This is a genomic window from Hymenobacter aerilatus, from assembly GCF_022921095.1.
Classification (GTDB): domain Bacteria; phylum Bacteroidota; class Bacteroidia; order Cytophagales; family Hymenobacteraceae; genus Hymenobacter; species Hymenobacter aerilatus.
The window spans coordinates 1,944,496-1,969,630 of record NZ_CP095053.1; the positions used below are offsets into that span (position 1 = coordinate 1,944,496).

Here is a 25,135-nt window from a genome sequence, read left to right on the forward strand (position 1 = left end):
GTTTATTTAACACGAATACTTAAAAGCTGTTCACCATGCTGTTATGCAGGGTGCGTGGGCTCCAGTAGCCACTGGCAATAATGCGACGAATGGTAAACAGCGGGTCTTGCTGGTCGCGCTTTTCGGCCAGAGCGAAGGCTGCCACAAACCCGCGCTTCTTCAGCTCCGGAATAGCTTCGGGGTTCCACAGGCCGAAGGGGTAGGCGAAATACGTAATCTTCTGCCCTGTGATTTCCTCTAGGGTTTTGGTCGGCTTTTCGATCTGCGTCACCCAATCCTGACCCTGGTATTTCTTCACGTTATGATGGTCCCAAGTGTGCGAACCGATAACGTTGCCTTCGTCGGCTAGCTGTTTCACTTGGGCTTTGCTCATGTACTTGGGACGGCCCAGGCTCACGGTCATCACAAAATACACGGCCTTGAAACCATGCTTTTCCAGCTCGGGGCGGGCTACGGTGAACTGGTCGAGGTCCGTGTCGTCGAAGGTGAGCATGATGGGCTTGGGGGGTAGCGGCGCGCCCGTGGCAAGGTAGGCGTAGAGCTGATCAGGTAGGATGGTGTGGTAGCCCGAGTCGGCCAGCATCTGCATCTGCTTCTTGAACGCATCTACCGGCACGATGTAATCCTTAGCCGATTTGGAGTCGCGCGGACGCCAGTCGCGGATCTGATGGTAGCACAGAATAGGCACTTGCGGCCGGGCGTAAATCTCCGCCGCACTGGCCATAGCGGCCACCGGAATGCTGGCCGGCGTGGGGGGAGCCGGGGCTTCCACAGGCACTGCTACAGTGACCGAATCGGTAGCCGAAGCAGCGGGAACATCAGTTTCAGAAGCAGTAGCAGATTTGATATCGCAGGCAGGCAGCGCGGCCAATGAGGCCAGCCCAGCGGCCAGCAAAGCAGTACGAAATAGATACATAGTCACCTGAGAGTACTAGGCTCTCAGAAAATGGGTATTTTTGAAAATAATTAGCGGATAACGTTGCTCCAGCTGCACATACCTATACATTGTACTTTCGCTGGAGTAGCTCCATTGCAAATCAACTGCTTTCTTTCTCATGAATCAACTCCGTGGTACGGGTGTCGCACTCGTCACGCCTTTTTTGCCTACTGCAAACCATGCCGTGGACTACCCCGCGCTGCGCCGTCTAATTGACTTTACCCTGGATGGAGGCGTTGATTATCTGGTAATTAACGGCACCACGGCCGAATCTCCTACCCTCTCTGCGGAGGAGCGAGCAGAAATTTTGCGCGTAGCGCAAGAACAAGTAGCGGGTCGCGTGCCGCTGGTTTTTGGCCTGGGTGGCAACCACACGGAAGCCGTAGTTCATGCCCTGCGCACCACAGACCTTACCGGCGTAGTAGCCATACTGTCGGCCTCGCCCTACTACAACCGGCCTTCGCAGGCTGGTATTGTGGCGCACTACCAAGCCCTAGCCGATGCCTCGCCCCTACCCCTCATCCTGTATAATGTGCCTGGCCGCACGGGCTCCAACCTCACGGCTGCCACTACCCTGCACCTGGCCCAGCACCCCAATATCATCGGCATCAAAGAAGCCAGCGGCAACCTGGAGCAGTGCATTGCCATTGCCGCCGGTAAGCCCGATGACTTTCTGCTGATTTCGGGCGACGACATGATGACGACTTCGCTCGTCAGCTTTGGCGCTGTAGGTATCATTTCGGTGCTGGCTAACGCCTTCCCCCGTGCTTTCTCCGACATGACTCGCCACGCCCTAGCCGGCAACTTCGCCCAGGCCAGCCAGCTGCTGTATGATTTCGTGCCGCTGAACCCGCTGATGTACGAGGAAGGCAACCCCGTGGGCGTGAAAACGGCTCTGGCAGCCCAGGGCCTGTGCTCAGCCACCGTGCGCCTACCCTTAATAGAAGCATCGGAGAGCCTACAGGAGCGTATTACCCTGCTGACGCAGAAAATGCAAGCAGTAGCTGCAGAGTAGACAAAAACGCATTTTTAGTACTAGTGGGCAAAACAGCTGTCATCCTGAGCGGAGCGAAGGACCTTCTCACGTTTGCAAGACAAGCGCACTAACGACTCGTTCTACCGTGAGAAGGTCCTTCGCTCTGCTCAGGATGACACACGTTTTAGATCGTCCACAAAATCAGTGAAATACGTTAAAATGCGAGCTAATCCGTGGTCTACCAGCCACTAGCCAGCACATCGGCTATATGTAAGGTCTTGATGGGGCTTTTCTCGCGGCGGATGTAAGCGTCGAGGTGCATCAGGCAGCTGGTATCGGTGCTAATAAGGTAGTCGGCGCCGGTGGCCAGGGCGTGCTCTACCTTCTGCTCGGCCATGGCCACGGAAATTGCCTGAAACTTGACGGCAAATGTGCCCCCAAACCCACAGCAGGTTTCAGCCTCGGCCATTTCCAGGCGCGTGAGGCCCTGCACATTATCCAGTAGCTGGCGCGGCGCTTCCTTTATACCACATTCCCGCAGAGCCGAGCAGGAGTCGTGGTAGGTGTACTGGCCGGGTAGGGCGGCACCGGGGATGGTATTGATACCCAGTACGTCTACCAAAAACTCCGTCAGCTCGAATACGCGCCGTTGCAGGCCGTAGTGCTGGGTTTGCCGAGGCGTGCCGTCGAATAGCTCGGCGTAGGTATTGCGCACCATGCCCACGCACGAAGCCGATGGGCTGACCACGTAGCGGCCCGGCTCGTTGGGAAAATCCTTCAGAAACTTGGTAGCCACCTCGCAGCTTTCGGCCTTGAAGCCCGCGTTGTAGGCCGGCTGCCCGCAGCAGGTTTGGTTGCTATTGTAGTGCACCTCGCAGCCCACGGCCTCTAGCACCTTCACCATATTCATTGCCGTGGCAGGAAACAGTTGGTCAACGAAGCAAGGAATGAACAGGTCGACGGCGGTGGGGGTAGGCATGGGGTAGAATGCAAACGAAGGAGGGGTAGGCCGGACGGGATGCCAGCCATGGACCAAAAGCAATATGGTCTGGCAAAGGTAGGCGTCCTTTCCAGAAAAAGCTTCCTACCCTATTCAACCCATATATACCTTAGTGCCTTACCGCGCCAGCAAATCAGCAATCAGCGGCTTCAGCTCGGGGTCGTCGGGGCGCAGGGCGTCGGCGTAGCGCACGATACCGTATTTGTCGAGCAGCACATAGCGCGGAATACTGTTGACGGTGAAGCGTTTCAGGAAGCCAGCCGTGGTAGGGCTGACGAAATGATACTGCTCCCGCACACCCGCTAAAAACTCCTTACTGGCCTGCTGCCACGCCTGCTTGTCCTTATCAATAGAAAGCTGGATAACCACTACTGGTTTCCCTTGGTAATGTCGATGCAACGCTGCCGTGGCAGGCATTTCCATGATACAGGGCGCGCACCAGCTAGCCCACAGATCGAGGTAGATAACTTTACCCCGGTGCCGGGCCAGCAGCGCGGCCAGGGTCTGGCGGGAACCGTCGGGGGCTACGAGGGTGTCGGTAGTTGCCATTTGCTGGTTGGGCATCACCAGCGTGAATTGGTCCTGGTGGGTGAGGCTGCGTACGAAACGGCTTTCTGGCATTACCCAGGTGCGGTAGTCTTTGAGTTGCGTCCCGATGGGGCGGTGCATAAACTGCGCTTCTTCCAGCAATGCGTAGCATACCCACTCTCGCTCTAAACCAGTGTATTCCTGCTTGGCTACGGCATACTGCACACTGGTAGAAGCCGGTCGATTTTGCAGCATCGTTAGGTAGGCAGCCATTCTGTCTAACGTTTCCAACCGTTTCGGCGACGCCGTTGGCGGTAGCAGTTGCATACTCCTCAAAAGCCGCAGCTGCGCCCGCACCGAGTCCTGATAAACAGCTGGAAACGAAGTTACCAAATTCAATTTCAGCGTATCCCGCATCAGCCGTACACTGCGTGGAATGAAGGGCTGGGTATTATATAGATTATGGTACCAGACACCCCCGAGCAGGTAGGCAACTTTTTGCAAACGCAATTCCCTCTCCAGTGCCTCCGCCATAGCTGGCCGGATGCCCGGTGTAGTGCGCACCGCCACTCTGAGGCTGTCGCCGGTAAGGCGTAGGCGCTGCCAGTGCGCCATAAATTCTTCCAGCGTGGCGGGCATCTCTAGCGTCGTTTTATCGTCCAGAAAAGCCCAATTACTCAAGCTGAATGAACTGCGCCAGAGTTGTTCGAAAAAGCGCAACTCTGCCGGGTAGCGGCCAGTAAAGTCGTACGTTACGGCGGCTTCATTGTGACGAATCGTAATAACATCACCGGGCAATACCAACAGCGCGGGCTGCTCTACCAGGTTATGTATTTCCCGGGCGAAATGAACAGTTGTTGGCAAGTAGGAGTTCTCGTCAAACTGGATGCGCAAGGTGTCGCCGGGCTTCACCGGACCACCTTTGTCTTTGTGTAGAATGTTACGGTAATGAGGCCAGATTTTATCCGTTGCGCTGTTGTTAATCAATAGCGCTTCCCGCCGCTGGGCGTAGCTGCTAGTACTGACTAACAAAGCACATACTACAGCAAGCAATAGAATCCGATACATCAGCATAGCACGCTAGGTAGTTGTGAATCAATTCAATACCTCACAACTAACGACTATTACCTGACAATCAATATAGCCTACTTAAAATACTTGCCTGGCCGCTATTTGAGCTTCTCGGAAGGCCTGCATATCCAGTTCCAACGCTTCGCCCTGGGCTTGCAGGTAGGCTACCAAGTGCTCGGTGGGCATGTTACCGGTTAGCTCGTCGGTGGCCATGGGGCAGCCGCCGTAGCCGCCCAGCGCCCCATCGAAGCGGCGGCAGCCGGCGTGGTAGGCGGCGGCTACTTTCTCTTGCCAGGCATCAGGCGTGGTGTGCAGGTGCGCCCCGAAGGTGATGTCGGGGAAAGCCGGAATCAGGGTTTCAAACAAGGGCGTGATAGTAGCTGCCGTACTCACCCCAATGGTATCCGACAGGGCCACGATGCGCACGCCCAGTACTGCCAGCTTACGCGTGAACTCTGCCACAATATCAGGGTGCCACGCCTCGCCGTAGGGGTTGCCAAAGCCCATCGACAGGTATACGACCAGCGTTTTAGCTGTTCGCTCACACAGCGCCTGCATCTGCACTACCTCTTCCAGCGCCTCGGCAATGGTTTTGTTGGTATTGCGCCGCTGGAAGGTTTCGGATAGAGAAAGCGGAAAACCGAGGTAGGCAATTTCGGCGAAGCTGGCCGCCGTTTCGGCCCCGCGCAGGTTGGCCACAATAGCGAGCAGCTCGGTGGGCGAGTTGCCGGTATCGAGGCCAGCCAACACCTCGGCCGTGTCGCGCAGCTGCGGAATAGCCTTGGCTGACACAAAGCTGCCGAAGTCCAGGGCCGTGAAGCCTACCCGCAGCAACTGGTTGAGGTAGGCCGTTTTAGTGGCTGTGGGGATGAAGTCGGCTAGGCCTTGCATGGCGTCGCGGGGGCATTCGATAAGCTGCATAAGGAAGGGAAGAAGCGGTGCAAATAGCGGTATACGCCATTGCTCTTTTTGGGTGAACTTACTTACTCATTTCGTAACAACTCCAAACCGCCCACCTCTTACATCAAACACAACCAGTTGTTCCGCAAACGGCTCGTTTCCAAGCATTCCACTCATACCCGACGTTTGCATCAGCAACTGCTGCCACCAACTCATCCCTTCTATATAGGTGACTGTTTGCAAGGGTAGCGCGGCACCCCCAAGCTGCAGCCGAGCCGCCGTGGCAGTGGTATACGACGTGAGCGTACTACCCCAGGAGTTGACGTTAATGGTCTGAACGGCGGCGGCGGGCTCGGCCATTTTGTGCCATTCCGACTTGGAAGTAAGCAAGGCAAACGCGCTGCTGCCCGAATCGAAAAGCAGTTGCCGATCCTTGCCCGCTATAGCCGCCTCTACCAGTAACCGGCGACTTTTGAACGACAGGGGCACGAAGGCCGCTTGGCGCGCGAGGCTGTCAGGTACCACGTTACTCAGCGTAAAACGGTGGTGGGCGTAATCAAGCACCAAGGCACGACCTTCCAAAACATCGGTTCCCAGCGTACCAATGACAAATGGGGTAGCGCTATCGGGTAGCTGGGCAGTTCCATAAGGTAGTACCCGCATCTCACGCGCTTGCACCTGACCTTGACCTAGCGCAAAATGGACGTTTTGCGCGGATGTGGTAGCCGGTTGGATAGCAGTGCGCATAGCAGGATACTGCCTTTGTAGGGCCACCATCGGCTTGGCGTATAGTATCGAATATGGAGCGCCGGTATCAAATTGCAGGTAGCATGTGCGCGGGCAGCCAGGTAGGGTTACAGGCACGAGCAATGCGGCATGCGGCGTAATCCGGCCAGCGCTGGTATCAGCCAGCCACGAGAACGTACAGGTGGCTGGTAGCTTCGTCACGACCAGTTGATTAACGGGTGGCTCGAACTTCTTACGAGCGTAGAAATAGCCGCCTACGGCAGAGAGTAGGAGCAGCAGCAGTACGGCGAGAAGCACTTTGGTAAGCGGACGCATACGGTATGGGGCTGAGGTGATTTTCTGATTCGAACCTACTAGCCTTGCCCGTTCACGCTTGTGTCATTTCTACGTCATTGTGCCGCCATAGCCTACAACCACCTGTTATTCAACAACAACACTCATACTCTATACCGATAGATATTCAAATTCCCCAGCTGCAATTGTCGGGCGTAATACCCAACGGTTAGCACATTCAGCGTATAGGTCAGCACCAACGCTCCTATGAAAACGCTTGGCACTACCCCACGGAAGTAGGAAGCGGCTACCACCTGCGCCAGCGCCAGCAGCAAATACAAAAAGAAGCATCCTACCTGCCACAGCACTTGAAACCCTACCACCCGCCGGCCTATTTCTGCGACGTGTTCCGTGTCGTGTCGGCGGGAACGCCACAGCAGCAGTGGCACCAGAATATTGAGCAGCGGGAAAAGCAGCAAGCTCAGCGCACTCAGATTAAGCAATTGCAAAAACTGCGGATCGGCCCGAATTGAGGTAGCTCTTGGCACCTCAGTAGCCGCGGAGGATTCCACTGGCGCGGGCTCTTCGTGGAAGCTTTCCAGCGGCACTTGCAGGGCGGCGGCCAGCGCCTGTATGGTGTGGCCGCGTGGTACCGTTTCGCCCTGCTCCACCCGTTGGATTGTACGCAGGCTTACGCCCGACTCTTCGGCTAGCACTTCCTGCGAGTAACCTTTGCTTTTGCGGAGAGCGACGATGCGAACAGGAGAAAACATAAGAGCGCCAACGGAGATAGAATGAGCAGCAACCAATGATACAGTATTATTCTCGCTCATTGCACAAGTTGGGCCTCGACTATCTTAAAAGCCCATTGCTGACGGCTTTTTTCTACCTCGATGCTGCACGAACTACCTCTATCATCCTAGTGTTTGGTATAGAAATCAACTACTGCCTATGTTTTTTCGCCTTCGTGCTCCTTTCTATTTTGCTTTACTAACCTTTTTTCTTGCGGCCTGCGGTAAGCAACAAACCCTGCAAGGCATCTTCAACCAGCCTCGCACCCCGCACGAAGCCTACGCTCGGCAACTGCATCAAACTCGCCTCGACGAAACAGCCCTGGGCCGCGACTGGCTGCAAGCCGCCGACCAAGCCCTGCGCGACTCGTTGGTCGTGACGCTACCTTTCCAGGAATCTGGCGTTTTTCGGGCCGATAAAGCCACGGCAGCCGGGTACCGCTACGCCGTGCGCGCTGGCGAAACCATCCGCGTGACGCTCACGCTGAGCCCTGGCACCGATGCCCGCGTGTTTCTGGATGCGTTTGAGTTAAATCCGGAGCGCCCTACCCCCCAGCCCATCACCTCGGCCGATACTACAGCGCTTACGTTCAGCTACGACGTGAAAGACGACCGCCAGCACCTGCTGCGTGTACAGCCCGAGCTGCTGCGCGACGGCCGCTACACTGTGCGCATCCAGCGGGCGCCTTCGCTGGGGTTCCCGGTGCAGGGTAAGAACGATGTGGCCGTGGGCAGCTTCTGGGGCGCCGACCGCGACGGGGGCAAGCGCCGCCACGAGGGCATCGACATCTTTGCCAAGCGCGGCACGCCCGCTGTGGCTGCCGTGGATGGCTACGTGACGCGCACCGGCGTAACCAACCTGGGCGGCAACGTAGTGTGGTTGGCAGATACCGAGCACGGCCAACACCTGTACTACGCCCACCTCGATAAACAGCTCGTGCAACCCGGCCAGCAGGTGCGCCAGGGCGATACGCTGGGCTTGGTAGGCAACACCGGCAACGCTCGTACCACGCCGCCTCACCTTCATTTTGGCGTGTACCGCGGGGGACGTGGCGCCGTGGACCCCTACCCCTTCATCCGGCGGGCCGACGCTACCCCGGCTGCTCCGCGTACCAAGGCCGAGCGCCTGGGGGAGTGGGTGCGCGTGCAGGACAAAAGCACTGATTTGCAATACAGTCCCGCTCGCAAAGCTGGCCAGATTGCGGCCCTACCCCGCCATACACCGCTGCTAGTGGTAGGTAGCCAAACCGATTGGTACCGCGTGCAGCGCCCCGACGGGCAAATGGGCTACGTAGCGGCCCGCGCCGTGGTGCCTGCTACCACGCCGCTGCGCCGCGAGAGCCTCTCCCGCCCCACCGACCTTCTTGCTACCCCCCTCCCTTCTGCCCCTATGCTCGATACCCTGCCCGCACAATCCAAGGTGGCTGTGCTGGGCGAGTTTGGTAGCTTTCAACTGGTGCGTGCCGCCAGTGGCAGCCTGGGCTGGCTCACAAAAGCACCGGCTTCCTAATATTGGTCTTAACACGCCGTAGGGTTCACTTACGATTAATCCCTCATAAACCCTGCTAACTTCATCTTTCACTCATGCACCGTACTCTACCTTCGAGCCGGTGATTGGAGTACAGCGCGGCATATTCTCTCCGGAGGGTATGCCGCGTTTGCGTTGGCGGCACTGGAGTTTAATTGTAATTACAATGCAAAAGCCGCCCCGCAGTATATGCGGGGCGGCTTTTGCGTGTTGGGTATTGCTACTACTTACTCAGCAATGATAACTGCCTTACCTAGGGTTTTGGCGTAAGCGATGCGCCGCTCACGGCCGGTATTAGAGGTGTAATCGAAACCTACGGCTTTGGTATCGGCTTTCACGGCGCGCCAGTTCTCGGCGTCTACGTTAGCGGGTTGGGTTGCGGTACGAGGCACGGCTGGCTGCGTAAACCGGTCGTCGGCAAAGAAGGTGTTCATGGCCTGCAGAATAGCAATTTCCTTGGCGCGGGTAGTAGCTGCCTGCGGATCTTCCAGATTGCGGGCTTCAATGAGCGCAATCGCCGGAATCATCTCCTTGCGCAACGTGTCGCCGGTGCTGGTTAGGATGATGAAGCGAGCCTGCGCATTCAAAATTTTTGCGCCCTGCAATTGTAGAATAAAGTTATCCTTGGTTTTGGCGCTGGAGAAATAATGCGTGGCGCGCACCGTATTTAAGATGCTGCGGGTGGTGAGGCGGTTGCTTTCCGTAGGTGGCGAATACGCTTTGTCGGCATTCTTGGAATTTCCTACCTCGCGCTCGGTATTGATGCAGGAAGTAACCTGGAACAACAAAGCAGCGGCGACACCAGAGAGGAGAAGTTTTTTCATTGCGCGGCCGTGGCCAATTAAAATCAATGCGGCAAGATACGCGGCTGACTTACTTCGCAAGCCAACCCACCGCGCCCGACCGCGAATTTTATACCAGAAATGACCGTCGGGTACGTTCTTTTCTGCCTTTCTTATACGCACCAGGTAATGTTAAGGTCACACGCGTAGGGCATGCTCACAACCAGCTCAACTCCAATCCGAGCGTCCAGCGAGGCAACTCGGGGTAGTACGCTTGAGTGCTGGGAGTAAAGGTATCGGCCAAACGGTAGCGGCCCACCAGCGCAAAGCGTCCAATACCGGCGCGGGCGCCCACACCATAGGACCAGCGCCGCACGTACTCCAGTCCCCGCACCGATACGCGCTGCCGACGGGCCCCATTCGGGCCGGGGCGGTCCTCGTAGAAGTGCGTGCTACCCATCACCCAGCCTCCCCAGCCCCCCACGTCTACGTAGCGCCCAATGGCGTTGCCGCGCCGGCCGTAGTTGATGCGCACAAAGCCCTCGGCCTGCGCCTGGTGCAGCGCTAGGTACTCGCGGTGGTGTTGCGCGGGGGTGGGCAATACCTTCTGGTCGTTCTGGCGCAGGTAGTACGCTAGGCGGCTATAGCGCAGGTCGGCACCCAGGGCCAGCGTTTGGCTGAGGCGCCACTTGTTGCGCAAGCCCAGAAATAGCTCCGCTGAGCGGCCATACTCCACCTCGGCGCCCGTCCCGGCCGAGGGGCCCACTACGGCCGCATAGCCCAGGTAGAAATGATTGTAGAAGGCTCGGTTGGGGCCGTAGTTTTCATAGGTAGTGTCATTGGCGACGTTGGCGCGCAGCAGCACCCGTTGCGCCCGAGCGGCGGGTAGCCACCCGGCCAGCAGCCCCCCCACCAATGCTATCCTTTTGATTATCCGCATCATGGCGCAGCAGTGTACGTTTGCGTGGAGCCCCGATAGTGCACGCGCAGCACATCGCCGGGCTGCAACAGGCGCAGGGGCATTTCCAGCACCGCCCGTTGGGTCACGTCGCGCACCTCATAGCGGCGCAGCACGCCTTGACGGTTGGCAATGTGCCAGTAGAGGTAGCGCGGCGGTTCTGCGGGCACGGGCTCTTCCTCGGCCGGCGCCTCAGGGGTAGGCACGGTCGACTCTTTGCCCAGAGCGGGCACCTCATTGGGGCGGACAGCGGGTGTCACGGCCCGCACCGAGTCGGCATAGAGCGGCAGCGTGCGGGCAGGCACGGTAGCGGCGGCCACCCGAACCACCACGGCCACCATCGTATCGCGCCGCACAAAATCGAAGGTAGGCGTGGGGGCCGCTGGCGGACTGGCCGGCGCGAGCAACACCGCAATCTGTGGGCGCCCGTAGCCGTGGGCATAATCATAGTACGGATACAACTCCCCTGCTTTCTCCAGCTTCCTGAACACCTCCATGGCCGTGAGTTGGCGCTGCTGCTGCCATAAGCAAGCCGCCAGTCCTACCATCAGCGGACTGGCAAAGGAGGTGCCCTCGATGCGCTCGTAGCCGCCGGGCGCGGCCACCAAGGCCGTGCTGAATGCCGCCACGTTGGGCTTCAGCCGCCGCCCAGCCCCAGGACCGTAGCTACTGAAGTCGCTGTGCAAATAGGTATCGGGGTCAAGGCCACCCACGGTCAGCACCGAGTCGCCGTCGGCGGGTGTGCCAATGGTGCGCCAGTCCTCGTCTTCCCCATCGTTGCCGGCGGCATTCACTACCAGAATGCCTTTGCGCACCGCCATTTCGGCCGCCCGGGCAATCAGGCTGGTGCGGCCGTTCATCTGCTCCGGAAAGTAGCGCCGCTTGGTATAGCCCAGCGAAGAGTTGATGATGTCGGCGCCCTGGCGGTCGGCCCACTCAGCGGCAGCCAGCCAGGCTTCTTCCTCGGCATACCGCTCCCGAAACATCTGCTCGGTGCGCGCCAACAGGAATTCGGCGCCGGACGCCAGGCCCAGGTAGCTACCATCGGGGAGGGCACCTGCCACGCACGACAGCACCTCACCGCCGTGGTTGGCACCATGGTACACATTAGGTTGACGTTTGATGAAATCATACGTGGCCACAATGCGCTGCCCGCTACGCAGGTGCTCAAACGCCGGGTGGCGGTCTACCCCATTAAAGCCCGCATCGAAGATGGCAATGCGCAGGCCCCGGCCGTCGAGGTGGGCCTGGCGGAGCTGCACCGCGCCCAGGCTTTCCGTCTGGCGGCGGGCCAGCTGGCGGTTGGTGGTCGATATTTGCATAGAGGCCCCTCCCAGTGCTGCACGAGTTGCTAGTTGCACCTGGTGCTCCGGCAATGGTAGTACGCTGCGCACGCCCGGCAACCGGTGCAGAGCCTGCACCTGCGCTGGCGTAGCCCAGCAGACCGCCCCGTTCAGCCAGCGGCTCACCATAGTTACCGAGTCGGAGGTAGCAGCCAGGGCATGCAGGTAGACCGGGCGCACGGGGTAGTCGGTGCTATCGGCTAGGGGCAGCTGCTGGCGTACGCGCCGAGCCAGTGCCGCGGGCGTAAAATAGGCCTTGGGGTTGAACTCCACGCCTTTCTTGTCGCGCAGCTGTACCCAGTAGCGGGTAGTAGAAGGCTGCGCCTGGCCTAGCCGGGGTAGTAGCGCGCCTACCCCTAGCAACAGCTGGCAGCACAAAAAGTAAATGCGGTTACTCACAAAATATAAATGCCGAAACGAAAACGAGGCCTAAGGTACAATGTGAACAGCAGACCCGCTACTCGATGCTTGTTTGCCGGTAGCAGCAAATGGCTGCTCTGCGGATATTCAATTTTCCTACTATTATTGCCGGCCAGTGCCTACCGACCAAAGTTCTTCTTTCTAGGAATAGCACAACTTCTCATCCAGCCAAAGCTTTTTTCGTATAAAGCAACAACGTCGGAAAGCGTAACGGCAGCCGGCTCCATTCTTTGTTTATCCTTTTGAATAGTACCTACATGACCTCCCCTCTTTCCCGCTTGGCCCTCACGGCGCTTCTGGGCGGCAGCTTATTGGCTGCCCCCGGCTGTAACAAAAAAGAAATTGCTGCCTTGCAGCAGCAAAACCAGGATCTGACCCGCTCGCGCGAGCAATTACAGGCCGAAAAGGAGGCACTGGCACAGGAGAAAGCTCGTTCGGAAGAAGAATTGCGCTCCAACTTGCTCAATAAAAATCAGCAGGTGAGCCAACTCAACGAGAACCTAGGCATGACGCAGCAGCAGCTGAAGGAGCGCGAGGCCCGTATTGCGGAGTTGCAGCGCGTGCTGGACGAGCAGCAGCAGCGGGTGCAAAGCCTGCGCCAGCGCGTAGCCGACGCCCTACTGGGCTTCAACGCCAATGATTTGCAGGTGCAGCTCAAGAACGGCAAAGTATACGTGTCGCTTTCGGAGCAATTGCTGTTCAAATCAGGCTCTACCAAGGTAGACCCCAAAGGCCAAGACGCCCTCAAGAAGCTGGCAACGGCACTGCAAGGCAACAAAGACGTGAACGTATTGGTGGAAGGCCACACCGACGATGTGCCGATTGCCCGCGGTACTGCTGGCATGCAAGACAACTGGGACCTGAGCGTACTGCGCGCCACCGAAATCACCCGCCTGCTCACCACCAACGGCCTCAACCCCGACCAGGTAACGCCCTCCGGCCGCTCGAAATATTTGCCGATTGTGGCCAATAATTCTCCTCAAAACCGCGCCCTCAACCGTCGTACCGACATCATCCTGACCCCAAAACTGGATGAGTTGTTCCAGATTCTGGAACAGAACTAAGGTAGCGAGTCTCGAATAACATAAGACGGCTGTCATCCTGAGCAGAGCGAAGGACCTTATCACGTGTGAACGATAAACATAACAACGTCTTGTTCTACCGTGAGAAGGTCCTTCGCTGTGTTCAGGATGACATCCGCTTTTTATTTAACGCTCACCACTTTATAACCTCACAACTTCACCACTTCTTACAGCCCATATTTGCTGATAAGGTAGATGAGGGCGGCCATGCTGGCGCCGCCTAGTTCCAGCTCGCGTCGGTTTACCTTGTCGAAGGTGTCGGCGGCGGTGTGGTGGATGTCGAAGTAGCGCTGGTCGTCACAGTCGTAGCCAATGAGGGCTTTCACCTGGCCTTTTAGCGGGCCAATATCGGTGCCGCCGTGGCCTGGGCCGATTTCTTGGCTATGGTAGGGCGCAAACAACGGGGCCCATTGCTGCATTTTGGCCAGGGTAGCGGGGTCAGCTTCCACGCCGAAACCACGGGGTGTGAACCCACCCCCATCCGACTCCATGGCCGCTACGTGCTTTTCGTTGGCGGCTTTGGCTAGCTCGGCGTATTTCAGGCCGCCGCGGGTGCCATTTTCCTCGTTCATGAAGAACACGGCGCGCACCGTGCGCTCGGGGCGCAGACCGGTGGCTTTCAACAGGCGCAACACTTCCATGCTCTGCACAATGCCGGTGCCGTCGTCGTGGGCACCTTCGCCTAGGTCCCATGAGTCGAGGTGGCCGCCCACGCTGATGATTTCGTCGGGATACTTCGAGCCTTTCAGCTCGCCTATTACATTGTAGCTTTTCACCTCAGGCAGTTGCTGGCAGCTCATTTCCAGCTCGAAGGTGAGGGTAGGGTTGGCTTTGAGCAGCTGGCTGAGCCGGTCGGCGCCGTTGGTGCTGAGGGCGGCGGCGGGCACTTTGGTTACTTTCTCATCGTAGCTCATGGTGCCCGTGTGCGGGTAGTCGTCGTGGGCCATGGACAGGCTGCGTACCAGGGCACCCACGGCGCCGCGCTTAGCCGCCTCAATGGCCCCGCGCCGGCGCTGGTCACCGGCGTCGCCGTAGGCCCTACCCGTCTCGATGAAGGTAGGGTTCATGGGGCGGTTGAAGAAGATGAACTTGCCCTTCACCTGGTTGTCGGGTAGGGCGGCAAGCTGGTCCCAGCTGGTTACTTCTACCACGCCGGCCTTCAGCTTGCCTTTGGTAGCTACCGAGCCACCCAGGGCGCACACGTTGAACTTGACAGCTTTGCTACCAGCCTTGGCTTCGGCCTTTTCCTTGGCTCCGCGCACCCAGTGCGGCACCATCACCTCCTGCAAATACACCCGGTCGAAGCCGGCTTTTTCCATGGCGGCTTTGCCCCACTCCACGGCCTTTTGGGCTTCCGGCGAGCCGCTAAGGCGGCCGCCTACCTGGCTGGTAAGCTGCCGGAGATTCTCGTAGCTCTGCCCGCGCAGCAGGGCTTCGTCGTAGAGTGTCCGGATAGCCATCGAGTCGATTTTGGAGGCAGATTGGGCCTGGGCAGCAGGGGCCAGCGCGGCCGCCAGGGCCACGGCTGCTACCCCGCGAGAAAGAAAGCGCATGTAGGGAGGAGTATGGTAGAAAATCAAAAAAGCGGACAGAACGAAGTCGCAATATAGAAAGCCCGCTCAGCGGAAGAAACGCAACAGCTTTATTTCGCGCCGGCGCCGTAGTGCTGCACAGCTACCGTGCCGGGGGCGCCGGTGCGGGGCAGCTTCACCTCAAACAGATAATCATACTCGCTGTCAGCTATTTCCTGAAACGGGCGCGTCACCTGCAATTCGTCCAGCAAGGGCAAAATCGTATTGGAGTGCCCTACCACTACCACCGTTTTGCCGGCGTATTCCTGCCGGATCTGCTCGGCCAATCCGCGCTGGTTGCGTGCGCTATACACAATGGGTGGCAGCCGCAAGGCCGTGGCCAGTGGGGCCACCGTGCTACGGGTGCGGCGGGTATCTGTCGTGAAAATGGCCGTGATGGGGCGGCTTTCCAGCAGCTCGCGCAGGGCCACGGCGCGCTGCTCGCCGGCCGGCGTCAGGGTCGGGTCTGGCAGATTGGGGGTCGGGTCCTTTTCTCCGTGGCGCACGATGTACACCGTGGTAACGCTGGCTTGGCTGGGATTGGCCGAGCGCGTGCCGCCGCAGCCGGTCAGGAACAAAAAGCCAAGAATGAGAAGTAGAAACGTACGCATGGCGGATAGCAGTAGGAGCGCCCTGTAAGCGCCTGTGAGAATGTGTGTGAATAGGCTGCCAGACGGAGAAGCCGATGTGATACATAGACCCTTCAGGCATAACCACGGCGTAAAGTCGGTTTCAAGATAAAGCAGAAGATGCACATACGGCCCCTCCGGCGTCTTTCCGGAAACTCGGAAACACGCCGGAGGGGCCGTTTACTGGCTGCGCTCCGTACTTAGCAGCCTGCGGACACGGTACCTGGCAGCTGCTGGTACCGTGCCCCGTGCCTAGGATTATTTCACCTTCAGCAAGCGGAAGCTTTGGGACGTTTGGCCCGTTGTCAACCGCACCAGATATATGCCTTCTGTCAGGTTTTGGCTATCCACCGGAAACTGGTAGTTCTTGCCCGCTTCGGCGGTACCGGCGGCAATGCGCTGGAGCAGCCGGCCGGTTACATCATATAGTTCAAGCACATAGCTCTCCGTTTGGGCCTGCTGGAATTCAATGACTGCTTCCTCCGTGAAGGGGTTCGGGTAGATGCTGAGTTGCTTGCTCATGCCCCCTACCTCGTCCGTGAGGTGCTGGGCGCTGCTCTTGGCAGTAGCTACTAGCTTAGCCGAGTTACCATCTAGAGGGCAGCCCATATTGTTGAGCTTATCAAGCTTATCCGCTAGCGCGTTTGCTGCTTTTTTATCCCTGCTCAAGAAGGCCGCATTCACGTCCGCCATAAGCTGCTGCGTATTGTTCCGGTAGGGGGCACTGTAGGCTACTGCATTGGTGCAACTATTCAACAGCGCCGCCACCGATTGCCGGCCCAGGTTATAGTTGCCACCTCCACCGGACTTTAGCACCTCCAGCAACGTTTTGCTTTTAAGTTCGGCTGGGGCTTTCTGAAATACACTTCCGTAGAGGGTAGTGGGTGTATAGCACCCCCACCGGGTAGGGTGATTTTTCCAGTAGCCCAGCCCGCAGCCCTGGGCCACAGCATTGTCGCTGACGGTCACTGACACCGCTGTAGAAGTGGTTGCCAGCCCTTTGTCGTCGGTGGCTACGGCCGTGAGGGCATACGTACCGACCCCTACCCCAGTCCAGCTATAAGTATACGGGGCGGTCAGCACTTCGCCCAGCTTGGTAGCGCCCGCAAAGAATTCTACTTTGGCGACACGCCCATCGGCGTCGGCAGCTTCGGCCGTGAGGCTGATGGTAGCAGGAGCACCAAAACTGGCATTGGCCGCCGGCGAAGTGAGGCGAACGGTAGGCGCTTCGTTGGTCCGAATGGTGATGGTGTAGTCCTCCGCCTCGCCATAGTTCATCGACGACGATGACTGCTCACCCGTAATCTGGGGGCTGTAGCTGCTGCGTACCCGCATGCGCGTGGTGCCCAGGCGCGCCGTAGCCGGAATGGCAATGGTGGCCGCAAAGGGAGACGTGGAGGAGGTAGGCGAGCCGTACACAAACTCTCCTTCGTCATCAAAATCCTTGTCTTGGTTGTAATCTATCCACACGCCAAAATACATGGGGTAGTTGGCCGCCTGCATCTGCATAGCGTAGCTTTCACCGCGGGTAACGGTAGTAGTCAGCACACCGGTTGGAGGATAGATGGTGTAGCCATTGGCCGTGCCACCTCCACAGCCCGAATTAGCATTTGCCAACGTGCTGAAGCTAAAATTGTTGATGAGCGTCGCGAAATTGGTACAGCCATCGGTGTATGTGGGTTGCTCGTAGTCTTTTGTGGAAATGGAGTAGACCCCCAGGGAAGCATAGTCGGAGTTGGCGCCGAGTGCTCCCACTGTGCCGTCAATGGTTAGGTAGTAGGTGCCAGCCGGCCATGTGCCCTCCACTGTGGCCGAGAGCGTGGCTGGGTCGGCGGTGGCCACTACGGTGCCGGCTGCGTCGCGTAGGGTCAGCAGTACGTCCAGGTTAGGGTGGGCAGGATCGGGACGGACGCTGAGAGCCAGGCGGCCGCCAGCGTGTTTGATGGAGAAGACATCTACATCCGTTGAGGTGGATATAACGCCCTGGTTGGCCTCTCCCGACACCAACCCGCCTGCGCCTACCACCAGCGGGGTAGCCGAGGCCAGGTCGTTGCCGTGGTCATCGGCCCGGTAGCCAAAGCCATTCATCGTACTGATTTTCAGTAAGTCATCCTCCACATTATTGGCGTAGGGATACTCGCCCTTGCTCCACTGTGCCACCGGCACGTAATAGCCCACTCCCATGATAGGAGCCCAGGACTGCTGACCCGCAAAATATCCTTCGTCGGGGTTAGTGCGGCCATCGTGCCCCAGGTACAACGTGTGGCCGCCCTCGTGCGAGCCGGCTTCACCGGCGCCCTTCACGCCCCCATTGAAGACCCAGCAAGGAGTTTCGCCGTAGGTAGTGCCACCCCAGGTGAAGGACCCTATATAGGCTACGCCCCCGGCACCAGGGTAGAAGTAGGTAGTGGGCGTGAAAATAACCCGCATCCGCTGGCTTGGCGACGCTTGGTTGAAGACGGCCTCACTCGTGGTTACATTCAGAGCAAAGGGGCGGTAGTCCTCACTGACCAGCTTCCATACCTCGATCATCTCCCGTTCCGACAGCGTAGCGGGGGCTGCCTCAATGGGGTTGCCGTTGTTAAAATTGTAATTCCACAGTGTATTCGTCACCGTCTGCCCATCAAAATCGAGGTAGAGCACTGCGCCAGCTCCCGGCAGACTCTCGAGGGCCGGCACGGTGGCGGCCACCGTTGCGCTAGTAGCCACTTGCGTGTTTGCGGGAGCAGTGGGCTGGCGGTCTTGGTAGCCCACACACAGCACTTTGTCGATGTTTTCCTCTGTCAGGTAGACCGAGCCATCGGCAGTAGAGGAAAACCGGTAGTATTTCTTCTCGTCGCGCAGAATCACCGAGCCTGTGGCCTCCCAGTCCGATACCTTCAGGTAAAACGAACTGTGCTTGGTGCCTGCTACTTCGCCAAAGAACAACTCGGCGGCTCCCTGCCGCTTGTTTTCCGTTAAAGTAAGCGCCAAGTCCTTGCCTGCAGGCACCGCTTGCCGCACCGCTGTGCCTACCCCCTTGGCGCTGGGCGTTGCAGCTTGCGGGTGCTTTTTATACTGCGCGACCACTTCCCGGAGCTTACCCAGGTAAAGCGGTTTCTGCCCATAGGCCGGCACCAGCAGCCCCCCAGACAGAAGCAAAATCAAGAAACAGTAGATGTTTTTCATAAGATGTGGAATGAAGTGGAAAGGATAGATCGTATGGCTTATTGTGCCTGAGAACAGGTGACGCGCCGCATCACACCGCTTCTCCGACAATTGGCAGTGCTTATTTCCGGAGCAGTGTGACCTGAATTTCTGAGCCCAGCCCTGTGGAAAGCGCAGCGGCGTTGGTGTCCTGCCCGCTTGCTACTGGCGTAAAGAGATTGGGCGAACGTATAATCAGGCGCTTTGTGGTCAGCTCGTACGTAGCAACCCACACCATATCCTGCTGTGCCAGGGTAAGAAAGTGTCCGCGCGTTTTGTAAGACAAAACAGCACAAGGCTGCTTAGCACCCTCTGCGTGCACGGCTAGGGTAGCAGCGCTAAAGGTGACCGTAGTACCAGGCCGGATAGCCTGGCATAGCGTAGCAATGCCAAGCGGAGTAACCGATTGATCGGTAATCACCCACTCGCCTTCCAGTGTAGCCCTCACCGCCTTGTTTTGCTCAGGGTGCTGCGCTTGTACGCACCCCACGCAGCATAGCGCCATAACGAGCACCTGCACACCAACCATCGTCACGAATAGCTTCATAAGGCACTACTCTCTCCTTACTAGATGATACACAGCTTGACCCTAGCCAGCCGCTTCTATTTTCCTACTATTTCGCAATCCTAGCCTACCTGGTCAGAGACAGGTAATTGGTTTACACGCTGGATATTAGTCTCTAACTATCGCGCAGATACCGATGCAGCACAAAGCAGAACCGGTACGGCGTAAATAGACCGTATACTAAAATTATTACTCTATTATTCAAAATTAAATTAGAATATTTATACAATAAGGTAAAGGTTACATTTGCCTTATTTCATGTGTAACGCCCTACGCAGATCAAGGCTGAACTTTTGCTGTTGATATACGCGCGTCATTGCCCGCAAACAAACTTCGCCCCTTCTCTCTTACCTTGACACACTGTAGCGCAGCTTGCCTACCCTCCCCATCGCCTATACTTCCTTGACTGCACCCGCCATTCACGTCCGTAACCTGACCAAACGCTACCAGGACCGCGCCGTGGTGCAGGATATTTCCTTTGCCCTAGCACCGGGCGAAACGCTGGTGCTGCTGGGCCCCAGCGGCTGCGGCAAAACCACGCTGCTCAAGATGCTCAACCGCCTCATCGAGCCCGACGGTGGCATCATCGAAATCAACGGCCACGACATCCGGCAGCAGAATCCCGCCGAGTTGCGGCGCGGCCTGGGCTACGTGATTCAGCAGGTAGGGCTGCTGCCGCACTACACTGTGGCCGAAAACGTAGCTGTGGTGCCCAAGCTACTCCAGCACCGCCCCAAGCAGATTGCCCAGCGTACTACGGAGCTGCTCACGCGCCTGCACCTGCCACCCGCGCAGTACGCTGGGCAGTACCCGCGCCAGCTTTCGGGCGGGCAGCAGCAGCGCGTAGGCATTGCCCGCGCCCTGGCCGCCGATCCGCCCATTGTGCTCATGGATGAGCCCTTCGGCGCCCTCGACCCTATCACCCGCGCCGCCATCCGGCAGGATTTTCGGGAGCTGGATGAGCTACGCCGCAAAACCATTGTGCTCGTAACCCACGACGTACAGGAAGCCTTCGAGTTGGCCGACCGTATAGCCCTGCTCAACCAAGGGCAGATTCAGCAGATGGGTACGCCGCGGGAGCTACTGTTCCATCCAGCCAATGACTTCGTGCGCCAGTTTTTCGCCGCCGAGCGCCTGGCTTTGCAGCTACGCGTGCTGCAACTGGCCGATGTGTTGCCGTTTCTGCCAATGTTTCCGGAAACACTGAATGCGCCTACCCTACCTGTTTCCGCTCCGGTGCAGGAGGCTCTGGAGTTGCTTAGCGGCGCGCCCGGCAGCCAGCTACGCATTGCCGAGACGAGTACGGCGGTAGATTTGGCGGGACTGATGGCGGGATTTGAACGGGCCTTGGCAGCGGCGGCGGCCTAACTTAGGTTGCTAAAATATTTAGTGCGCTGTACCTTAGCTAAAAATACTTACTTGTTTCCGTATGGCCACCCGTAAGAAAAGCCCTACCACCTTCGTACCCGATGCCCCCCACGCAACGGATTCAGATGCTACGGAAGTGCTAGATATAGATACAGAACTAGCGCCCGCACCTACCTCCGACCTCGATGCCTCGCTGTGTGCCACGTGCGGAGAGCCGCTGGTCTGGCACGAAGAAGCGTGCAGCGCGACTGCTCCCGCCGCAGCTCCCGAGAGTCGGCCTACCCGCTTCACCCTGGACGCCCCGCCGGAAGCCGACCCCGGCCTGACGCCACGCCCGTTTGCCTATGCGCTGGGCCAAACCGTGCAGCCTACCCCCGACGCGCCCGTGCACACCATCGTCTGGCGTGGCCAGGTGAAAGCCCGGCACCCGCGCCTGGGACTAATCCACCGCGTAAACGTCTACCGGCTCGACAACGGCTATTGGGACTGTTACTACGAAACCGACCTGCGGGCCGCGTAAGTTGCCGTTTTTACGCCAAGTTGCCCCGCTACGAGGCTATTTCTCGGAGCTACTGGTAGTCACCCGCTACCCTACCCGGCTTCCTTCATCACCTACAACAGCCCCGTGCATATCCTCTCCGACCTATTCTCCTTCTGGCACGAGCAGGCGGCCAAACTCGGCCAGCAGACCATCCAGCACATTGGCCTCACGGCGGCGGCGCTGCTGCTGGGCGTGCTGGTGGGCGTACCCGCGGGGCTGGCAGTGGCACGGCGGCCGCGGTGGGCGGGGCCGGTGCTGGGTTTTGCGGGCGTGTTGCAGACCATCCCGAGCATTGCGCTGCTGGGCTTTTTGATTCCGTTGATGGGCATTGGCTATAGGCCGGCCATCTTCGCGCTATTTTTGTACTCGTTGCTGCCCATTGTGCGCAACACGGTGGAGGGCGTGCGTGGTGTAGATGCCAGCGTGGTAGAAGCCGCCCGCGGGCTGGGCTTCACCAATTGGCAGATTCTGCGGCGCGTGGAGCTGCCGCTGGCCTTGCCCGTGCTGTTTGCAGGCATCCGAACGGCCACGGTGATAAACGTGGGCGTGGCCACGCTAGCGGCCTACGTGGCGGCGGGTGGTCTGGGCGAGTTCATCTTTGGTGGTATCGCGCTCAACAATCCAGTTATGATTCTGGCCGGCGCCATTCCGGCGGCTGGGTTGGCAGTGGCCTTTGATGTGGCACTGGCGGGTGTGCAGCGCCTTAGTGCCCGTCAGCTCACGCGGGTAGGCACGGCCCTGCTGGTGGCGTTGCCGCTGCTGGGTGGCCTCTACCTCCTACCCCGCGCCAGTGCCCGGCTGCGGGCTGGCTTCAGCCCCGAGTTTGTGGGGCGGGCCGATGGACTGCCGGGCTTGGCTACCACCTACGATTTGCACCCCAGCAACGTAATTCTGGCCCCGGCCCTGGTGTATGAAGCCGCCCGCGCCGGCGAAGTCGACCTCATCGACGGCTACTCCACCGACGGCCGCATCAAGGCCTACGACCTGCGCGTGCTCCACGACGACAAGCAGGCCTTTCCGCCCTACTACGCCGCGCCCGTAGTGCGCCCGCAAGTGCTAGCGGCCCACCCCGAGCTAGGGCCGGTGCTAGCCAAACTCACTGGCCAGATCAACGATTCGGTGATGACCGACCTGAACTATCAGGTTGATTTCCTGCACAAAGAACCCCGCGCCGTGGCTGAAGCTTTCCTGCGGCAGCGTGGTCTGTGGGCGGCACCTCGCCCTACCCCTGCCACGGCACCTACCATTACGCTGGGCTCCAAGATTTTTGCCGAGCAGTACATTCTAGTCGAGCTATACGCGGCGCTCATTCGGGCCAATACTAATTTGAACGTAGCCTCCAAAACCGGTTTGGGTGGTACCAGTATTTGCTTTGAAGCCTTGCGGCGCGGCGAAATTGACCTGTACCCTGAGTACACCGGCACGGGCCTGCTGGTACTGCTGCAACCCTCCGCCGCTGTGCTAGACTCGCTCGGTGGCAACCCGCAGGCTGTGTACGACTACGTGCAGCAAGGTTTCCGACGTCGCTACAACTTAGAGTGGCTGGCGCCGCTGGGCTTCAACAACGCCTATGCCCTACTCATGCGGCGCAAGCAGGCCACCGACTTAGGCATTGCCTCCATTTCGCAGTTGGGCGCCTACTTACGGCAGTAAGAGAACTATCAGCTCGCGGAGGCGTCAGCTTTGCGGTAACGCATTTCTTTTTATTTTACTGAAACAATGTTGCATATATTTGTTGTATAGTTATTCACTCCCCTCTTATTTTTCGTTATGTCTTCTGACACGCTTTTTGATGCACTAATTGTTGGTGGCAGCGTAGCCGGTCTCAGTGCCGCGCTGATGCTGGGCCGTTCACGTCGCCGCGTGCTGGTACTGGATGCCGGCCGCCCGGCAAATCGGCAGACGCCCCACTCCCACAGCTTTTTCACCCGCGACGGGGCTACCCCGCAGCAGCTGCTTGCCATTGCCCGCGAGCAACTCCTACCCTACACCACTGTACAGCTTCGCACGGCTACTGTCACGCACATCACCCCTGATGGCCCCTATTTCAGCCTGAGCACTGAGGATGGGCAGACTTTCCAGGGACGTAAGCTTCTGCTTGCCACAGGCATCCGCGACGAAATGCCCGCACTACCGGGCTTTGCTGACTGCTGGGGCATCTCGGTGCTACACTGCCCCTATTGCCACGGCTACGAGGTACATAATCAACCGCTGGGCGTGCTCGGAAACGGCGACATGGGCTTTCATTTTGCCCGTATGATTCAGCATTGGTCCGCTGATCTACGCGTGTTCACCAATGGACCTTCTACTTTCACTGTAGAGCAGGCCCAGCAGTTGCAAGCGCATGCTGTCCGCATTATCGAAACACCCTTAGCGGCGCTGGAGCACGAGGCGGGTCAGCTGCGCTACCTGCGCTTGACTACCGGTGAACAGGTGCCACTTACGGCCTTGTTTGCCCACGTGCCTTTTTCGCTGCCGCTCGATTTCAATGCACAACTTGGTTGCGAACTCACGGAGAACGGGCACCTGCGCACGAATGAGATGGGCGCTACTACGGTGCCCGGCGTATTTGCGGCGGGCGACCTTACCACGCCGATGCGGCAGATATCCGTTGCCAGCGCTCAGGGTGGCATGACAGGTGGTGCTCTAGACCGGGAACTGATAGCGGCAGATTTCTAACGCTGCTTCTTTGCGGCAGCCAACACGAGGTGGTAGTGGTCAACTTTCCTTAGCGTAGCCAGTATCACTACCATACTCACTGGCTACGCATATGCTCGATTTTATCCGCAACACGTTTCAGGCGCCGCCGTCGGCTCCACGCGCATCTTCCCTTGCCCCCGACCATACAAAAGGCCCGTTTGAGCCTAAGCAGCAGTCTGATAGCTTTATGACGCGGGTGCTGCTAGTGGTGGGCACGGTACTGTGCGTGGGGCTGCTGCTGTGGTTTCTGTGGGCCAGCATGTCTATCCTGCTGCTGGGCTTCGGCTCGGTACTGTTTGCGGTGCTACTGCGGGCCATCGGCCGCTTGTTTTGCCGTATTTCCGATAAAATTCCGCAGAAATTGGCCGTTACACTGGCCTTGCTACTCATCATCGGGCTTATTGCCGGGTTTGTATTGTTGGCGGCACCACGTATTTCGGCGCAGGCCAGTACGCTGTCGTCCGATCTGCCAACAGCCATCAATAAACTGGAAAGTCAACTGGACCAGACGCAATGGGGGCACTACATCATTGATAAGATTCGCTCCGATGCGTCGGCGCCCAATCTCAGCCGCATGACGGGCTATGTGGGCAGCTTTCTGGGCATTGTGGCCAACACCGTGGTACTACTGATTGCGGGCTTCTTTCTGGCCCTCGATCCGGGTTTGTACGTCAACGGCTTCACGCGCTTGTTTCCTGTAGCCCGCCGGCAGCGTGCCCGCGAGGTGGTAGGCCGTGTGGTAGCGCAGTTGGAAGGCTGGCTGTTGGGGCAATTTATTGCCATGCTGGCCGTAGGCATTCTCACTTGGGCGGGCCTGATGCTGCTGGGCATTCCGCTGGCGCTGGTGCTGGGCGTGCTGGCCTTTATATTGGACTTTGTGCCCTTTATCGGCCCCATTGTGGCGGCCGTGCCGGGGGTGCTGCTAGCAGTACTGCAAGGCCCCGAGATGATGCTGTATGTGGGCCTGATCTACCTGGGCGTGCAGCAAATAGAAAGCTACGTAGTGGTACCGCTGGTGCAGCAGCGCACCGTATCGGTGCCGCCGGTGCTAGTGCTGCTAGGCGCGCTGTTGGGCGGTGTGCTGGGTGGCTTGCCCGGTACCATCATTGCCATGCCTGCTCTCGTCACATTCATGACTTTAGTTCAAGAACTCTACATCAAGGATGCCCTGGGCGACCATTCATCAACAGATGAAAGCAAATAGCCCCAGCCGAGGCCGCTTCTACAGAGCGTCGGTTG

General features: G+C 58.5%; 21 protein-coding genes. 8 read left to right on the plus strand and 13 right to left on the minus strand.

Features of this window, described 5'->3' with window-relative positions:
* Positions 1 to 19: 19 nt before the first annotated feature.
* Positions 20 to 916, minus strand: coding sequence for a polysaccharide deacetylase family protein (locus MUN82_RS08265; RefSeq protein WP_245096560.1), 897 nt, complete (start codon positions 914 to 916; stop codon positions 20 to 22).
* 139 nt (positions 917 to 1,055) lie between these two features.
* On the opposite strand from MUN82_RS08265, the gene dapA reads away from it, so the two are divergent.
* Positions 1,056 to 1,952, plus strand: coding sequence for a 4-hydroxy-tetrahydrodipicolinate synthase (gene dapA, locus MUN82_RS08270; RefSeq protein WP_245096562.1), 897 nt, complete (start codon positions 1,056 to 1,058; stop codon positions 1,950 to 1,952).
* Between the two features lie 199 nt (positions 1,953 to 2,151).
* On the opposite strand, the gene MUN82_RS08275 is transcribed toward dapA, so the two are convergent.
* The 5 genes from MUN82_RS08275 to MUN82_RS08295 form a co-directional block, all read right to left on the minus strand.
* Positions 2,152 to 2,892, minus strand: a complete 741-nt coding sequence (locus MUN82_RS08275; protein ID WP_245096564.1) for a (Fe-S)-binding protein — start codon at positions 2,890 to 2,892, stop codon at positions 2,152 to 2,154.
* A gap of 138 nt (positions 2,893 to 3,030) precedes the next feature.
* Positions 3,031 to 4,473, minus strand: coding sequence for a TlpA family protein disulfide reductase (locus MUN82_RS08280; RefSeq protein WP_245096565.1), 1,443 nt, complete (start codon positions 4,471 to 4,473; stop codon positions 3,031 to 3,033).
* A gap of 117 nt (positions 4,474 to 4,590) precedes the next feature.
* Complete coding sequence (locus MUN82_RS08285) at positions 4,591 to 5,433, minus strand: hydroxymethylglutaryl-CoA lyase (protein WP_245096567.1); 843 nt, start codon at positions 5,431 to 5,433, stop codon at positions 4,591 to 4,593.
* A gap of 66 nt (positions 5,434 to 5,499) precedes the next feature.
* Positions 5,500 to 6,474 carry a hypothetical protein gene (locus MUN82_RS08290; protein ID WP_245096569.1) on the minus strand — a complete coding sequence of 325 codons (975 nt, stop codon included), beginning with the start codon at positions 6,472 to 6,474 and terminating at the stop codon, positions 5,500 to 5,502.
* A gap of 122 nt (positions 6,475 to 6,596) precedes the next feature.
* Complete coding sequence (locus MUN82_RS08295; RefSeq protein ID WP_245096570.1) at positions 6,597 to 7,205, minus strand: helix-turn-helix domain-containing protein; 609 nt, start codon at positions 7,203 to 7,205, stop codon at positions 6,597 to 6,599.
* 178 nt (positions 7,206 to 7,383) lie between these two features.
* Between MUN82_RS08295 and MUN82_RS08300 the strand changes: the two genes are divergently transcribed.
* The gene (locus MUN82_RS08300; RefSeq protein ID WP_245096572.1) at positions 7,384 to 8,733 is read left to right on the plus strand and encodes a M23 family metallopeptidase; all 1,350 of its coding nucleotides are present in this window, start codon (positions 7,384 to 7,386) and stop codon (positions 8,731 to 8,733) included.
* Between the two features lie 245 nt (positions 8,734 to 8,978).
* Here the strand turns inward: MUN82_RS08300 and MUN82_RS08305 are convergent, their stop codons facing one another.
* From MUN82_RS08305 to MUN82_RS08315, 3 genes are all read right to left on the minus strand, one after another.
* Positions 8,979 to 9,575, minus strand: a complete 597-nt coding sequence (locus MUN82_RS08305) for a hypothetical protein (protein WP_245096574.1) — start codon at positions 9,573 to 9,575, stop codon at positions 8,979 to 8,981.
* A 175-nt stretch (positions 9,576 to 9,750) separates the two neighbouring features.
* Positions 9,751 to 10,476, minus strand: a complete 726-nt coding sequence (locus MUN82_RS08310) for a hypothetical protein (RefSeq protein ID WP_245096576.1) — start codon at positions 10,474 to 10,476, stop codon at positions 9,751 to 9,753.
* Positions 10,473 to 12,233: a S8 family serine peptidase gene (locus tag MUN82_RS08315; protein WP_245096578.1), complete on the minus strand. Its 1,761-nt coding sequence runs from the start codon at positions 12,231 to 12,233 to the stop codon at positions 10,473 to 10,475. The genes MUN82_RS08310 and MUN82_RS08315 overlap by 4 nt, the downstream gene beginning before the upstream one ends.
* A 278-nt stretch (positions 12,234 to 12,511) precedes the next feature.
* On the opposite strand from MUN82_RS08315, the gene MUN82_RS08320 reads away from it, so the two are divergent.
* On the plus strand, positions 12,512 to 13,318 hold the full coding sequence (locus MUN82_RS08320; protein ID WP_245096580.1) for an OmpA family protein: 807 nt from the start codon (positions 12,512 to 12,514) through the stop codon (positions 13,316 to 13,318).
* A 185-nt stretch (positions 13,319 to 13,503) separates the two neighbouring features.
* Here the strand turns inward: MUN82_RS08320 and MUN82_RS08325 are convergent, their stop codons facing one another.
* The 4 genes from MUN82_RS08325 to MUN82_RS08340 all read right to left on the minus strand — a co-directional run bounded on the left by MUN82_RS08325 (position 13,504) and on the right by MUN82_RS08340 (position 19,269).
* Entirely contained in the window at positions 13,504 to 14,889 is a 1,386-nt protein-coding gene (locus MUN82_RS08325) for a M20/M25/M40 family metallo-hydrolase (protein WP_245096582.1), read from the minus strand.
* An 89-nt stretch (positions 14,890 to 14,978) separates the two neighbouring features.
* Positions 14,979 to 15,518 (minus strand): phosphoglycerate mutase family protein, encoded by a 540-nt coding sequence (locus tag MUN82_RS08330; RefSeq protein WP_245096583.1) that lies wholly within the window; start codon positions 15,516 to 15,518, stop codon positions 14,979 to 14,981.
* A 276-nt stretch (positions 15,519 to 15,794) separates the two neighbouring features.
* Entirely contained in the window at positions 15,795 to 18,704 is a 2,910-nt protein-coding gene (locus tag MUN82_RS08335) for a GEVED domain-containing protein (RefSeq protein ID WP_245096585.1), read from the minus strand.
* 100 nt (positions 18,705 to 18,804) lie between these two features.
* Positions 18,805 to 19,269, minus strand: coding sequence for a hypothetical protein (locus tag MUN82_RS08340; protein WP_245096587.1), 465 nt, complete (start codon positions 19,267 to 19,269; stop codon positions 18,805 to 18,807).
* A gap of 390 nt (positions 19,270 to 19,659) precedes the next feature.
* On the opposite strand from MUN82_RS08340, the gene MUN82_RS08345 reads away from it, so the two are divergent.
* From MUN82_RS08345 to MUN82_RS08365, 5 genes are all read left to right on the plus strand, one after another.
* Complete coding sequence (locus MUN82_RS08345) at positions 19,660 to 20,655, plus strand: ABC transporter ATP-binding protein (RefSeq protein WP_245096589.1); 996 nt, start codon at positions 19,660 to 19,662, stop codon at positions 20,653 to 20,655.
* 61 nt (positions 20,656 to 20,716) lie between these two features.
* On the plus strand, positions 20,717 to 21,175 hold the full coding sequence (locus tag MUN82_RS08350) for a hypothetical protein (protein WP_245096591.1): 459 nt from the start codon (positions 20,717 to 20,719) through the stop codon (positions 21,173 to 21,175).
* 105 nt (positions 21,176 to 21,280) lie between these two features.
* The gene (locus MUN82_RS08355; protein WP_245096592.1) at positions 21,281 to 22,849 is read left to right on the plus strand and encodes an ABC transporter permease/substrate-binding protein; all 1,569 of its coding nucleotides are present in this window, start codon (positions 21,281 to 21,283) and stop codon (positions 22,847 to 22,849) included.
* A 117-nt stretch (positions 22,850 to 22,966) separates the two neighbouring features.
* On the plus strand, positions 22,967 to 23,875 hold the full coding sequence (locus MUN82_RS08360; RefSeq protein WP_245096594.1) for an NAD(P)/FAD-dependent oxidoreductase: 909 nt from the start codon (positions 22,967 to 22,969) through the stop codon (positions 23,873 to 23,875).
* A gap of 91 nt (positions 23,876 to 23,966) precedes the next feature.
* Positions 23,967 to 25,100, plus strand: coding sequence for an AI-2E family transporter (locus tag MUN82_RS08365; RefSeq protein ID WP_245096596.1), 1,134 nt, complete (start codon positions 23,967 to 23,969; stop codon positions 25,098 to 25,100).
* Positions 25,101 to 25,135: the final 35 nt, after the last annotated feature.

What these genes read in the sequence shown, in the direction of transcription:
- MUN82_RS08265 (WP_245096560.1), bottom strand. Translation starts at nt 916, where the DNA reads ATGTATCTATTTCGTACTGCTTTGCTGGCCGCTGGGCTGGCCTCATTG.
- dapA (WP_245096562.1), top strand. Translation starts at nt 1,056, where the DNA reads ATGAATCAACTCCGTGGTACGGGTGTCGCACTCGTCACGCCTTTTTTG.
- MUN82_RS08275 (WP_245096564.1), bottom strand. Translation starts at nt 2,892, where the DNA reads ATGCCTACCCCCACCGCCGTCGACCTGTTCATTCCTTGCTTCGTTGAC.
- MUN82_RS08285 (WP_245096567.1), bottom strand. Translation starts at nt 5,433, where the DNA reads ATGCAGCTTATCGAATGCCCCCGCGACGCCATGCAAGGCCTAGCCGAC.
- MUN82_RS08290 (WP_245096569.1), bottom strand. Translation starts at nt 6,474, where the DNA reads ATGCGTCCGCTTACCAAAGTGCTTCTCGCCGTACTGCTGCTGCTCCTA.
- MUN82_RS08295 (WP_245096570.1), bottom strand. Translation starts at nt 7,205, where the DNA reads ATGTTTTCTCCTGTTCGCATCGTCGCTCTCCGCAAAAGCAAAGGTTAC.
- MUN82_RS08300 (WP_245096572.1), top strand. Translation starts at nt 7,384, where the DNA reads ATGTTTTTTCGCCTTCGTGCTCCTTTCTATTTTGCTTTACTAACCTTT.
- MUN82_RS08305 (WP_245096574.1), bottom strand. Translation starts at nt 9,575, where the DNA reads ATGAAAAAACTTCTCCTCTCTGGTGTCGCCGCTGCTTTGTTGTTCCAG.
- MUN82_RS08310 (WP_245096576.1), bottom strand. Translation starts at nt 10,476, where the DNA reads ATGATGCGGATAATCAAAAGGATAGCATTGGTGGGGGGGCTGCTGGCC.
- MUN82_RS08320 (WP_245096580.1), top strand. Translation starts at nt 12,512, where the DNA reads ATGACCTCCCCTCTTTCCCGCTTGGCCCTCACGGCGCTTCTGGGCGGC.
- MUN82_RS08325 (WP_245096582.1), bottom strand. Translation starts at nt 14,889, where the DNA reads ATGCGCTTTCTTTCTCGCGGGGTAGCAGCCGTGGCCCTGGCGGCCGCG.
- MUN82_RS08330 (WP_245096583.1), bottom strand. Translation starts at nt 15,518, where the DNA reads ATGCGTACGTTTCTACTTCTCATTCTTGGCTTTTTGTTCCTGACCGGC.
- MUN82_RS08335 (WP_245096585.1), bottom strand. Translation starts at nt 18,704, where the DNA reads ATGAAAAACATCTACTGTTTCTTGATTTTGCTTCTGTCTGGGGGGCTG.
- MUN82_RS08340 (WP_245096587.1), bottom strand. Translation starts at nt 19,269, where the DNA reads ATGAAGCTATTCGTGACGATGGTTGGTGTGCAGGTGCTCGTTATGGCG.
- MUN82_RS08350 (WP_245096591.1), top strand. Translation starts at nt 20,717, where the DNA reads ATGGCCACCCGTAAGAAAAGCCCTACCACCTTCGTACCCGATGCCCCC.
- MUN82_RS08360 (WP_245096594.1), top strand. Translation starts at nt 22,967, where the DNA reads ATGTCTTCTGACACGCTTTTTGATGCACTAATTGTTGGTGGCAGCGTA.
- MUN82_RS08365 (WP_245096596.1), top strand. Translation starts at nt 23,967, where the DNA reads ATGCTCGATTTTATCCGCAACACGTTTCAGGCGCCGCCGTCGGCTCCA.